The organism is Streptomyces sp. H27-D2 (genome assembly GCF_035828615.1).
Classification (GTDB): Bacteria; Actinomycetota; Actinomycetes; order Streptomycetales; family Streptomycetaceae; genus Streptomyces.
In genome coordinates, this window is record NZ_JAYMZR010000146.1 from 1 (window position 1) to 11,827 (window position 11,827).

At 70.0% G+C, this 11,827-nt stretch carries 12 protein-coding genes and 1 pseudogene; 11 read left to right on the plus strand and 2 right to left on the minus strand.

The annotated features are described in order from the left end of the window. Positions 1-655 (minus strand): ABC transporter ATP-binding protein (locus QMK28_RS32090; RefSeq protein ID WP_326443221.1); only part of this gene is annotated, 655 nt, incomplete at its 3' end. Positions 656-886: 231 nt separating this feature from the next. Between QMK28_RS32090 and QMK28_RS32095 the strand changes: the two genes are divergently transcribed. The 10 genes from QMK28_RS32095 (at position 887) to dapD (ending at position 9,159) form a co-directional block, all read left to right on the plus strand. Next, a complete protein-coding gene (locus tag QMK28_RS32095; RefSeq protein ID WP_443050894.1) occupies positions 887-1,657 on the plus strand; it encodes a helix-turn-helix transcriptional regulator in 771 nt (256 codons plus the stop codon). Further along, on the plus strand, positions 1,654-3,075 hold the full coding sequence (sufB, locus tag QMK28_RS32100; RefSeq protein ID WP_326443222.1) for a Fe-S cluster assembly protein SufB: 1,422 nt from the start codon (positions 1,654-1,656) through the stop codon (positions 3,073-3,075). Before QMK28_RS32095 ends, sufB begins: the two co-directional genes overlap by 4 nt. Before the next feature lie 77 nt (positions 3,076-3,152). Further along, the gene (gene sufD, locus QMK28_RS32105; protein WP_326443223.1) at positions 3,153-4,376 is read left to right on the plus strand and encodes a Fe-S cluster assembly protein SufD; all 1,224 of its coding nucleotides are present in this window, start codon (positions 3,153-3,155) and stop codon (positions 4,374-4,376) included. Next, positions 4,373-4,702, plus strand: coding sequence for a non-heme iron oxygenase ferredoxin subunit (locus tag QMK28_RS32110; RefSeq protein ID WP_326443224.1), 330 nt, complete (start codon positions 4,373-4,375; stop codon positions 4,700-4,702). The genes sufD and QMK28_RS32110 overlap by 4 nt, the downstream gene beginning before the upstream one ends. Before the next feature lie 7 nt (positions 4,703-4,709). Further along, positions 4,710-5,474, plus strand: coding sequence for a Fe-S cluster assembly ATPase SufC (gene sufC / locus QMK28_RS32115; RefSeq protein WP_326443225.1), 765 nt, complete (start codon positions 4,710-4,712; stop codon positions 5,472-5,474). Then, a complete protein-coding gene (locus QMK28_RS32120) occupies positions 5,471-6,727 on the plus strand; it encodes a cysteine desulfurase (RefSeq protein ID WP_326443226.1) in 1,257 nt (418 codons plus the stop codon). The genes sufC and QMK28_RS32120 overlap by 4 nt, the downstream gene beginning before the upstream one ends. Positions 6,728-6,738: 11 nt before the next feature. Continuing rightward, positions 6,739-7,203, plus strand: a complete 465-nt coding sequence (gene sufU / locus QMK28_RS32125) for a Fe-S cluster assembly sulfur transfer protein SufU (protein WP_326443227.1) — start codon at positions 6,739-6,741, stop codon at positions 7,201-7,203. Then, positions 7,200-7,538 (plus strand): metal-sulfur cluster assembly factor, encoded by a 339-nt coding sequence (locus tag QMK28_RS32130; RefSeq protein ID WP_326443228.1) that lies wholly within the window; start codon positions 7,200-7,202, stop codon positions 7,536-7,538. The genes sufU and QMK28_RS32130 overlap by 4 nt, the downstream gene beginning before the upstream one ends. A 188-nt stretch (positions 7,539-7,726) precedes the next feature. Beyond that, positions 7,727-8,047 (plus strand): DMT family transporter, encoded by a 321-nt coding sequence (locus tag QMK28_RS32135; protein ID WP_326443229.1) that lies wholly within the window; start codon positions 7,727-7,729, stop codon positions 8,045-8,047. Positions 8,048-8,163: 116 nt separating this feature from the next. Continuing rightward, positions 8,164-9,159, plus strand: a complete 996-nt coding sequence (dapD, locus tag QMK28_RS32140; protein ID WP_326443230.1) for a 2,3,4,5-tetrahydropyridine-2,6-dicarboxylate N-succinyltransferase — start codon at positions 8,164-8,166, stop codon at positions 9,157-9,159. 173 nt (positions 9,160-9,332) lie between these two features. Here dapD and QMK28_RS32145 read toward each other — a convergent pair whose 3' ends face one another. Continuing rightward, positions 9,333-11,177: an endonuclease/exonuclease/phosphatase family protein gene (locus QMK28_RS32145; RefSeq protein ID WP_443050896.1), complete on the minus strand. Its 1,845-nt coding sequence runs from the start codon at positions 11,175-11,177 to the stop codon at positions 9,333-9,335. A 205-nt stretch (positions 11,178-11,382) separates the two neighbouring features. Between QMK28_RS32145 and QMK28_RS32150 the strand changes: the two are divergent. Continuing rightward, positions 11,383-11,827 (plus strand): annotated as a pseudogene (locus tag QMK28_RS32150) (hypothetical protein); the annotation flags it as partial.

Sequence of the window (11,827 nt, forward strand, 5' to 3'; positions counted from 1 at the left end):
GCTGCTCGGGGCTGCCCCGGGCGATCACGCGGCCGCCGTCGATGATGGCGACGTCGTCGGCGAGCTGTTCGGCCTCGTCCATGTGGTGGGTGGTGAGGACGACGCTCACGCCGCCGGCGCGCAGCTCGCGGATCAGCTCCCAGGTGGCGTGCCGGGCCTGCGGGTCGAGCCCGGCGGTCGGCTCGTCGAGGAAGACCAGCTCGGGGCGGCCGACGACGGCCATGGCGAGCGCGAGCCGCTGCTGCTGGCCGCCGGAGAGCCGCCGGTAGGCGGTCCGGCCGCAGCCGTCGAGGCCGAGCCGTTCGATGAGCGCGTCGACGTCGACCGGGTGGGCGTGCAGCGCGGCGGTGTGCCGCAGCATCTCCTCGGCCCGCGCGCCGGGATAGACGCCGCCGGACTGGAGCATCACGCCGATCCGCGGGCGCAGCGCGGCGGAGTCGGCGAACGGGTCGAGGCCCAGAATCCGGACGCGGCCGGCGTCGGGGCGGCGGTAGCCCTCGCAGGTTTCGAGTGTGGTGGTCTTTCCGGCGCCGTTGGGGCCGAGGACGGCGGTCAGGGAGCCGCGCGGGACGGTCAGGTCGAGCCCGTCCACCGCGGTCTTCGTTCCGTACCGCTTGACCAGGCCGACGACCTCGACGGCAGGCTCGTTTCGCATGCGGGCAGTCTACGAACCGGCGGTGCGCCGCTCGCCGCCAGGGCGGGACGCCGGCCGGGAGCGGTCCGGGGACGGGCCCGCAAGGGGTCGGCAGCGGGTCGGCAGCGGGCCGGCAGCGGTCCTGCGGGGCTGTTCCAGCGGCGACTTAGGTGACCCTAAGTGATTGAGGCCACCAGACTGTGATCCAAGCTGGGGTTGTACGTGCCGAGGGAATTACGCAACAATAGCGTTGTGAAATACACGAGCGAGGTTCAGCGGGCACCGGTGGTCGGCCCGACCGCCGGCATCGCCGCGCCCGCGCTCGACGAGCAGAGCGGCACCCGCAACCGGGTCGCCCGCTCGATCCTCGACCACGGACCGTCCACCGCGGCCGAGCTCGCCCTGCGCCTCGAACTCACCCAGGCAGCCGTCCGCCGTCACCTCGACGCGCTGGCCGCCGACGGAGTCGTGGAGTCCCGTGAGAAGCGGATCTACGGCGCGCGCACCCGAGGCCGCCCGGCCAAGGCATTCGCCCTGACCGACTGCGGACGGGACGCCTTCGACCAGGCGTACGACACGCTCGCCACCGAAGCGCTGCGCTGGATCGCGCAGGCAGCGGGCGGCGGCGAGATGGGCGAAGCCGCGGTCGCGGCCTTCGCCCGCGCCCGGATGGCCGCACAGGCCGAGACCTATCGCGAAGCCGTCGAGAACGCCGCCCCCGAGGACCGTACGGAGGCCTTGGCCAAGGCATTGACCGGCGACGGGTACGCTGCTACGGCGCGAAGCGCACCGATCGGCGAGCAGCTCTGCCAGCACCACTGCCCGGTAGCCCATGTCGCCGAACAGTTTCCGCAGCTGTGCGAGGCGGAGACCGAGGTCTTCTCCCGCCTGCTCGGAACCCACGTCCAGCGGCTGGCCACCATCGCCCACGGCGACGGGGTGTGCACGACCTTCGTACCGCACAGCAGTACCAGCAAGCCTGCCAAAGCATCTGAAAGCACAGCCGGGAGGAACCCCGCATGACGCTCCCCACGGAGACTGCTCACCCCGAACTCGAGGGTCTGGGCACGTACGAATTCGGCTGGGCCGACTCCGACGTCGCCGGCTCCAACGCCAAGCGCGGCCTGTCCGAGGCCGTCGTCCGCGACATCTCGGCGAAGAAGTCCGAGCCCGAGTGGATGCTGAAGATGCGGCTGAAGGGCCTGCGTCTGTTCGACAAGAAGCCCATGCCGACCTGGGGCTCCGACCTCGGCGGCATCGACTTCCAGAACATCAAGTACTTCGTGCGCTCCACGGAGAAGCAGGCCACCTCCTGGGAGGACCTGCCCGACGACATCAAGAACACCTACGACCGCCTGGGCATCCCGGAGGCCGAGAAGCAGCGTCTCGTCGCCGGTGTCGCAGCCCAGTACGAGTCCGAGGTCGTCTACCACCAGATCCGCGAGGACCTGGAGGAGCAGGGCGTTCTCTTCCTGGACACCGACACGGCGCTCAAAGAGCACCCGGAGATGTTCAAGGAGTACTTCGGCAGCATCATCCCGGTCGGCGACAACAAGTTCGCGTCGCTGAACTCGGCCGTGTGGTCCGGCGGATCCTTCGTCTACGTCCCGCCGGGTGTGCACGTCGACATCCCGCTGCAGGCCTACTTCCGCATCAACACGGAGAACATGGGCCAGTTCGAGCGGACGCTGATCATCGTCGACGAGGGCGCTTACGTGCACTACGTCGAGGGCTGCACCGCGCCGGTCTACTCCTCCGACTCGCTGCACTCCGCGGTCGTGGAGATCATCGTGAAGAAGGGCGGCCGCTGCCGCTACACGACCATCCAGAACTGGTCGAACAACGTCTACAACCTCGTCACCAAGCGCGCCGTGGCGTACGAGGGCGCGACCATGGAGTGGGTCGACGGCAACATCGGCTCCAAGGTCACCATGAAGTACCCGGCCGTCTACCTGATGGGCGAGCACGCCAAGGGCGAGACCCTGTCCATCGCCTTCGCGGGCGAGGGCCAGCACCAGGACGCCGGCGCCAAGATGGTCCACATGGCTCCGAACACCTCCTCCAACATCGTCTCCAAGTCGGTGGCGCGAGGCGGCGGCCGTACCTCCTACCGCGGTCTGATCGAGATCGGCGAGGGCGCCGAGGGCTCGAAGTCCAACGTGCTGTGCGACGCGCTGCTGGTGGACACCATCTCCCGCTCGGACACCTACCCGTACGTGGACGTCCGGGTGGACGACGTGTCGATGGGCCACGAGGCGACCGTCTCCAAGGTCAGCGACGACCAGCTCTTCTACCTGATGAGCCGCGGTCTGACGGAGTTCGAAGCGATGGCGATGATCGTCCGGGGCTTCGTGGAGCCGATCGCCCGTGAGCTGCCGATGGAGTACGCGCTGGAGCTCAACCGGCTGATCGAACTGCAGATGGAAGGCTCCGTCGGCTGACCCGGCCCGCCGGTCACCTCTCGACAGCCCCTCCCGCGAGCGAAGAAATCCTCCGAGAAAGCGAGCAGTACGCCAGCATGGCCGACAACATCCCCGCCGGCGGCACCACGGCCGGATCGATCGAGGTGGGCACCGCGACCAGCGGCGCCCAGCTCGCCGGTCCCGGTACCGGCCGCACATCCGCGCACTCCGTCGACGCCCGCATCAGCGCGGTCGCGTCCTATGACGTGGCCGACTTCCCGGTGCCGCAGGGCCGTGAGGAGGAGTGGCGCTTCACTCCCCTGGCACGGCTCAAGGGCCTGCACGACGGCACCGCCAAGGCGGACGGCGGCGTCGCCGTCACCGTCGAGGCGCCCGCCGGCGTGCTGGTCGAGACCGTGGGCCGGGACGACGCGCGGGTCGGCAAGTCCGGCAAGCCGGTGGACCGGGTCGCGGCCCAGGCGTACTCCTCCTTCGAGAAGGCGTCCGTCGTCTCGGTGCCCAAGGAACTGGTGCTGACCGAGCCGGTCCGCATCGGCGTGCACGGCAATGGCGGCACATCCTTCGGCCACCTCGTGATCGAGCTCGGCGCGTTCGCCGAAGCCATCGTGGTCATCGACCACACCGGCGACGCGACGCTCGCCTCCAACGTCGAGTACCTGATCGGCGACGGCGCCAAGCTCACCGTCGTGTCCGTCCAGGACTGGGACGACGCGGCGGTGCACGTCGCCCAGCACACCGCGCTGATCGGCCGGGACGCCTCCTTCAAGTCCGTCATCGTCACCTTCGGCGGCGACCTGGTCCGGCTGCACCCGCGGATCGTCTACGGCGCCCCCGGCGGCGAGGCCGAGCTGTTCGGCCTCTACTTCACCGACAACGGCCAGCACCAGGAGCACCGCCTCTTCATCGACCACGACGCCCCGCACTGCCGCAGCAACGTCACGTACAAGGGCGCGCTGCAGGGCAGGGACGCGCACGCGGTCTGGATCGGCGACGTGCTGATCCGCGCCGGCGCCGAGGGCACCGACACCTACGAGCTCAACCGCAACCTCGTCCTCACGGACGGCGCGCGGGTCGACTCGGTCCCCAACCTGGAGATCGAGACCGGCGAGATCGTCGGCGCCGGCCACGCCTCGGCGACCGGCCGCTTCGACGACGAGCAGCTGTTCTACCTGATGGCGCGCGGCATCCCGGCCGACGAGGCCCGCCGCCTGGTCGTCCGCGGCTTCTTCGCCGAGCTCGTCCAGAAGATCGGCCTTCCGGACGTCCAGGAGCGACTGCTCGCCAAGATCGACGTCGAGCTGGAAGCGTCCGTCGCATGAGTGCCGACCCCGCGTTCGTCCGTGCCTGTGCCCTCAGTGAGCTCGAAGAGGACACACCCAAGCGCGTCGAGCTGGACGGCATTCCCGTCTCGATCGTCCGCACCGAGGGCGAGGTGTTCGCGATCAACGACATCTGCTCGCACGCGAACGTGTCGCTCGCCGAGGGCGAGGTCGAGGACTGCATGATCGAGTGTTGGTTGCACGGCTCCACCTTCGATCTGCGGACCGGCAAGCCCTCCGGCCTGCCGGCCACGCGGCCCGTGCCCGTATACCCCGTCAAGATCCAAGGGGACGATGTTCTCGTCTCCGTCATCCAGGAGTCCTGAGTTCCCCATGGCAACGCTTGAGATCCACGACCTGCACGTCTCCGTCGAGGTCGACAACGGCCTCCAGGAGATCCTCCGCGGCGTCGACCTGACCGTGAAGCAGGGCGAGACGCACGCCATCATGGGGCCCAACGGCTCCGGCAAGTCCACCCTCGCTTACTCCCTCGCGGGCCACCCGAAGTACAAGATCACCGGTGGCACCGTCACCCTCGACGGCGAGAACGTCCTCGAGATGACCGTCGACGAGCGCGCCCGCGCCGGTCTCTTCCTCGCCATGCAGTACCCGGTCGAGGTCCCCGGCGTCTCCGTCTCCAACTTCCTGCGCACCTCCGCCACCGCGATCCGCGGCGAGGCCCCCAAGCTGCGGCTGTGGATCAAGGAGGTCAAGGCGGCCATGGAGAAGCTCTCCATGGACCCGACCTTCGCCGAGCGCAACGTCAACGAGGGCTTCTCCGGCGGCGAGAAGAAGCGCCACGAGATCCTCCAGCTCGAACTGCTCCGCCCGAAGATCGCGATCCTCGACGAGACCGACTCCGGTCTGGACGTCGACGCGCTGCGCACCGTCTCCGAGGGCGTCAACCGGGTCCGCGAGAACGGCGACGTCGGCACCCTGCTGATCACGCACTACACGCGCATCCTGCGCTACATCAAGCCCGACTTCGTGCACGTGTTCGCGCACGGCCGGATCGCCGAGTCCGGTGGCGCCGAGCTGGCCGACAAGCTCGAGAACGAGGGCTACGAGGCGTACACGAAGGGTGGCGTAACCGCGTGACATTGCTCCCGGGCCTCCTGGATACAGAGGCGATCCGTAAGGACTTCCCGATCCTGGACCGGGTGATCCACGACGGAAAGAAGATCGTTTACCTGGACAACGCGGCGACTTCGCAGAAGCCGCGCCAGGTGCTCGACGCGCTGAACGAGTACTACGAGCAGCACAACGCCAACGTCCACCGCGGCGTGCACGTGCTGGCCGAAGAGGCCACCGCGCTCTACGAGGGCGCCCGTGACAAGGTCGCGGCCTTCATCAACGCGCCGAGCCGTGACGAGGTGATCTTCACCAAGAACGCCTCGGAGTCGCTCAACCTCGTCGCCAACATGCTCGGCTGGGCCGACGAGCCCTACCGGGTCGACAGCGAGACCGAGATCGTCATCACGGAGATGGAGCACCACTCCAACATCGTGCCGTGGCAACTGCTCTCGCAGCGCACCGGCGCGAAGCTGAAGTGGTTCGGCCTCACCGACGGCGGCCGGCTCGACCTGTCCAACATCGAAGAGATCATCACCGAGAAGACCAAGGTCGTCTCGTTCACGCTGGTCTCCAACATCATGGGCACGATCAACCCGGTCGAGGCGATCATCCGGCGCGCCCAGGACGTCGGCGCGCTCGTGGTCATCGACGCCTCGCAGGCCGCCCCGCACATGGTGCTGGACGTCCAGGCGCTGCAGGCCGACTTCGTGGCCTTCACCGGCCACAAGATGTGCGGGCCGACCGGCATCGGCGTGCTGTGGGGCCGCCAGGAGCTGCTGGAGGACCTGCCGCCGTTCCTCGGCGGCGGCGAGATGATCGAGACCGTGTCGATGCACTCCTCCACCTACGCGCCCGCGCCGCACAAGTTCGAGGCCGGTACGCCCCCCATCGCCCAGGCCGTCGGCCTCGGTGCGGCGGTGGATTACCTCTCCGCGATCGGCATGGACCGCATCGCCGCGCATGAGCACGCGCTCACCGAGTACGCGGTGAGCAAGTTCCAGAACATCCCGGACCTGCGCATCATCGGTCCGACGACGTCCGAGGACCGCGGTGCGACGATCTCCTTCGTGCTCGGCGACATCCACCCGCACGACGTGGGCCAGGTGCTCGACGAGCAGGGCATCGCGGTACGGGTCGGCCATCACTGCGCGCGGCCGGTGTGCCTGCGGTACGGAATTCCCGCGACCACACGAGCGTCGTTCTATCTGTACTCCACTCCCGGCGAGGTCGACGCCTTGGTCGACGGCCTGGAGCATGTACGGAACTTCTTCGGGTAAGGGTTGGACTCGTGAAGCTTGATTCGATGTACCAGGAAGTCATCCTGGACCACTACAAGCACCCGCACGGACGGGGCTTGCGGGACGGTGGCCCCGAGGTGCACCACGTCAATCCGACGTGCGGTGACGAGATCACCCTCCGCGTGCGGCTCGACGGCGACACCATCGCCGACGTCTCGTACGAGGGGCAGGGCTGTTCGATCAGCCAGGCCAGCGCGTCCGTTCTCTATGATCTGCTGGTCGGCAAGGACCTCGCCGAAGCGCGGAAGGTCCAGGCGGCCTTCCTCGAACTGATGCAGTCCAGGGGCAAGATCGAGCCGGACGACGCGATGGAGGAGGTACTGGAGGACGCGGTCGCGTTCGCCGGTGTCTCGAAGTATCCGGCGCGTGTGAAGTGCGCGTTGCTGAGCTGGATGGCGTGGAAAGACGCTACAGCCCAGGCACTGGGCGACGGTGCCCCGAAGGAGACCGCATGAGCGACAACGAGACCATGACCACCAAGCCCGCGAGTGAGGAAGAGGTCCGCGAGGCCCTCTACGACGTGGTCGACCCCGAGCTGGGCATCGACGTCGTCAACCTCGGTCTGATCTACGGCGTGCACGTGGACGACGCCAACATCGCCACCATCGACATGACGCTGACGTCCGCGGCCTGCCCGCTGACCGACGTCATCGAGGACCAGGCGAAGTCGGCCACCGAAGGCATCGTCAACGAACTCCGCATCAACTGGGTGTGGATGCCGCCGTGGGGTCCGGACAAGATCACGGACGACGGCCGCGAGCAGCTTCGCGCGCTGGGCTTCAACGTCTGAGACATCCGTCCCGGTACACCGGTTCGCTTTTGTCACGCCTGTGGGGCGCCGCTCGATGCGGCGCCCCACAGGCGTTCCCGCGTTCTCCGTGTTCTCGCAGTCTGTCGATCACCGGGGGCGCCGCGATGCGCAGGGCAGGATGAGCCCATGGCAATGAAGCTCCGGCACCTCGTGATCAAGGCCCGGCGATGACCTATCTGATGCTGGCGGGCGCGATCATCGCCGAGGTGCTCGGCACGACCTCGATGAAGTACAGCGACGGATTCAGCAAGCTCTGGCCCTCTCTCGGCACGGCCCTCGGCTACGGCATCGCCTTCTACCTGCTCGCGCAGACGCTCCGCACCATGGAGGTCGGCACCGTCTACGCGATCTGGTCGGGGGCCGGCACCGCGATCATCGCGGCGATCGGGATGGCCTTCCTCGGCGAGAGCGCCTCCGCGGTGAAGCTGCTCGGCATCGGGCTCGTCATCGCGGGCGTGGCGGTGCTCAACCTCGGCGGCGGGCACTGAGGGCGGGTGAGGGCGGGTGCTGAGGCCGGTGCGAATCCGGCGGAGCGGCCCGCTCCGGCGGGCCGGTCGCTGAGACCGGTTCGCCTCGGCGGGCCACCGGCGGTTAGGTTTCGACCATGACCGACACGACTGCTACTCGCACCACCGGCGCCGTCGCCGCCGGCCTTGCCACCATCACCGGCGACGGCACCGTTCTCGACACCTGGTACCCCGCGCCCGACCTGGTCGCCGCGGACAGCACCGGCCCGGCCGGGACCGAGCGGCTGACCGCCGAGCGCGCCGCCGAGCTGCTCGGCGAGGCCGCGCCCAAGGCGCTCGGCCACGACGCCCGCCGCGGCGTCGAGGTCGTCGCCGTGCGCACGGTCATCGCCTCGCTGGACGACAAGCCGCTCGACGCGCACGACGCCTACCTCCGGCTGCACCTGCTCAGCCACCGCCTCGTCCGGCCGCACGGCCAGAGCCTGGAGGGCGTCTTCGGGCTGCTCGCCAACGTCGCCTGGACCTCGCTCGGCCCCGTCGCCGTCGACCAGGTCGAGAAGGTCCGCCTCGCGGCCCGCGCCGAGGGCCTGCACCTCGCGGTGACCAGCATCGACAAGTTCCCCAGGATGACCGACTACGTGGCCCCCGCCGGCGTCCGGATCGCCGACGCGGACCGCGTCCGGCTCGGCGCACACCTCGCCACCGGCACCACCGTGATGCACGAGGGCTTCGTCAACTTCAACGCCGGGACCCTCGGCACCTCCATGGTCGAGGGCCGGATCAGTGCGGGCGTCGTGGTCGGCGACGGCTCCGACATCGGCGGCGGCGCCTCGATCATGGGCACCCTGTCCGGCGGCGGCAAGCAGATCGTCTCCATCGGCGAGCGCTGCCTGCTGGGTGCGGAAGCCGGCCTGGGCATCGCGCTCGGCGACGACTGCATCGTCGAGGCGGGTCTGTACGTCACGGCGGGCACCCGGGTCACGCTGCCCGACGGCAAGGTCGTCAAGGCGCTGGAGCTGTCCGGCGCGAGCAACCTGCTGTTCCGCCGCAACTCGGTCACCGGCACCGTCGAGGCGCTGCAGCGGACCGGCTCATGGGGCGGCCTCAACGAGGTCCTGCACAGCCACAACTGATCGGCGCTCGTGCAGCATTACGCATAGGAACGGCCCGTACCGGACTCCGGTGCGGGCCGTTCCTGTCTTCTTCCCGCCGAGGCACGGGCAGTCCCGACATCGTCGAGGCCATCGCGGCGGCCCTGGCGGGCTGACGCGCAGGGCGGGCCCCGGGAGCCCGGGGCCCGCCGCGGTTACGGCTTCAGCCGCAGCACCTGGGGGTCGTGGTCGCTCGCCTGGTCGGCGAACTCCGCGTTGATGTGCACGATGTCGTAGTCGGCGCGGCGCAGATGGCGGCTGGTCAGCATGTGGTCCAGCACCTGCGAGTTGCCGTTGAAGACATAGCCGTAACGCTCCTTACGCGGCAGCCGGTCGACCAGGTCGGTGAGCGCGCCGCCGTCGGTCAGGGCGGCCAGCGCGGGCGAGAACTGGTAGTCGTTGATGTCGCCCGTGACGACGACGTCGGCCTTCGGGTCGGCTGCGAGCAGCTTCTTGACGAAGGAGTTGACGGCCGTCGCCTGCCGGACCCGCTGGACCTCGGAGGTCCGGGCCGGCGGCTGGAAGCGGCCGTCCAGGGCCTGGTCGCCGCCCTTGGAGTTGAAGTGGTTGGCGACCACGAAGACCGGGCGGCCCTGGAAGGAGAACTGGCCGATCAGCGGCTTACGGCTGCTCTTCCAGGCCTCGTTGAGCGGGTCGATGCGGCCGGGTGAGACGGACAGCCGGGCGCTGCGGCCCTCGTCCACGACGTCCACCGGGGTGGTCGAGTCGCCGCCGGGGATGTCGGTGAAGGAGACCCGGTCGGGGTTGTAGAGGAAGGCGGTGCGGATGTTGCCGCCGGGCTCGCCGCCGTCCTGGTCGTCGACCGGGTTGATCTGCCGCCAGGCGTAGCGGGGGCCGCCGGCCGCCGCTACCGCGTCGGTGAGCTTCTTCAGGGTGGCCTCGGCGCTCACGACGGCGTCGTTGGTCGCGCCGTTGTCGTCCTGCACTTCCTCCAGGGCGACGATGTCGGGGGAGGCGAGGTTGCCGACCAGGGCCGCCGCGAGGCGGTCGAACTTCGCCTGCGGGGTCTTGGGGGAGAGGTTCTCCACGTTGTAGGTCGCGACGGCCAGCTCGCCGGACTTCTGCTCGCGGGTGGTCTCCCGGGCCGGGCCGTGGTCGGCGACCTGGCCGAGGGTGGTGGCCTGGATCTCGTAGCCGCCGAAGTTGTCGTAGTCGAGCGGGCCCGCAGTGCCGCCGCTCAGCGCGTCGCCCACGTCCGCGACCGGGAACGGGCGCTCGGCGAACGGGATCAGCGAGGCGACCTTGACCCGGCCGGAGTTGGGGTCGCGGTACGAGCCGTAGAGCGCGCCGCCGCGCGCCGTCCGGTTGTGCCGGGGCTCGGCGGTCACCCACAGCTCGTTGTGCGTGCTGGTCGCGCCGACGACCGGCGCGTCCTCGACGCCGACCCGCATTCCCTCCAGGGATTCGTAGCGGTCCAGGGCGTACGAACGCGGGCGCAGCTTCAGCCCCTCGATGCCGCCGCCGTCCGCGGCGGGCGCGTAGCGGTCGGGCACGGAGGCGGGGCGGAGCCGGAAGGAGGCCGGCAGCGGGGCGCCGGAGGACTCGACCGTCCAGGTCGCCCGGCCGAGCTGGGTGACCGACTGGAGTCCGGCCGCGGCGCCGCCCGGGTAGTACTCGCTGACGGTGCCGGAGACCCGCACCGAGTCGCCGACGGCGACCGTGGGCGTCGTGGAGCCGGTGAAGACGAAGATCCCCTCGCTGGTCGCCGGGTCGCGGTCGGGCGTGGGGTCCTGCACCCAGAAGCCGCGCGCCGAGCCGAAGGCGCGGACCGCGGTGACGGTGCCGGGGACCGCTGCGACCGGCTGTCCGGCCAGCGGGGATATCCGGGTGCTGCCCTGGATGTCGTGCACGCGGACGTCGGCGGCCGAAGCGGCCTGCGGGGCGGCGAGCAGCCCGGCGGCGAGCGCGGCGGCGACCACGGCGCCGACGGCGGCCGGTCTGCGCAGGTGGGAGCGGGGGGCGATGCGAGCGGGCGGTATGGACAACGGAGCCTCCGGTGGACGGCGGGGGACGGCGAATGTGCGGTCTACGCGCGTCAATCTCCTGCGCGGGCGCGGGAGTTGTCAAGGGACTTCGGAGGGACGGTCGCGGGTGTGTACATGAACCGGGCGGCAGTGGACGAAACCCGTCTACGCTTGGGCACCGCCCAGCCCCGTGCACCACGCCTGAGGAGACGAACACCTGATGTCCGCAGACCGTCCCACCCTGCCGCCGGTGCGGCTGCACTCCGACGCCGAGCTGGCCCGCGACGCGCTCTCGGCCCCGCTCTTCGCGCGGGCCGCGCGGATCGCCGGCCTGGCCGGCCCCCGGACCCGGGTCGGCGCGGGCGGCGAACTGCTCGACGCGGGCCTCCAGGAGGCGATCCGCCACCTCGGCCTGTCGGACGACGAGGACGGCCCGCTGCTCGCGAGCGAGGCGTGGCGGCTCGCCGTGGACACCGGCCTGGTCGAGATCGAGGAGTTCGACGAGGACGGCGATGCGGGCGGCGCGGCTGACGGTGACGCGGGCGGCGGAACGGACAGCGGGGACGCCGCGGACAGCGCGGCGGGCGACCCCGAAAACCCCGAAAACCCCGATGACGCCGCGGCCGTAGGCACCGCGAGCGCCGGCGAGGAGCTGCGGCTGCTCA

What these genes read in the sequence shown, in the direction of transcription:
- sufB (WP_326443222.1), top strand. Translation starts at nt 1,654, where the DNA reads ATGACGCTCCCCACGGAGACTGCTCACCCCGAACTCGAGGGTCTGGGC.
- sufD (WP_326443223.1), top strand. Translation starts at nt 3,153, where the DNA reads ATGGCCGACAACATCCCCGCCGGCGGCACCACGGCCGGATCGATCGAG.
- QMK28_RS32110 (WP_326443224.1), top strand. Translation starts at nt 4,373, where the DNA reads ATGAGTGCCGACCCCGCGTTCGTCCGTGCCTGTGCCCTCAGTGAGCTC.
- sufC (WP_326443225.1), top strand. Translation starts at nt 4,710, where the DNA reads ATGGCAACGCTTGAGATCCACGACCTGCACGTCTCCGTCGAGGTCGAC.
- QMK28_RS32130 (WP_326443228.1), top strand. Translation starts at nt 7,200, where the DNA reads ATGAGCGACAACGAGACCATGACCACCAAGCCCGCGAGTGAGGAAGAG.
- QMK28_RS32135 (WP_326443229.1), top strand. Translation starts at nt 7,727, where the DNA reads ATGACCTATCTGATGCTGGCGGGCGCGATCATCGCCGAGGTGCTCGGC.
- dapD (WP_326443230.1), top strand. Translation starts at nt 8,164, where the DNA reads ATGACCGACACGACTGCTACTCGCACCACCGGCGCCGTCGCCGCCGGC.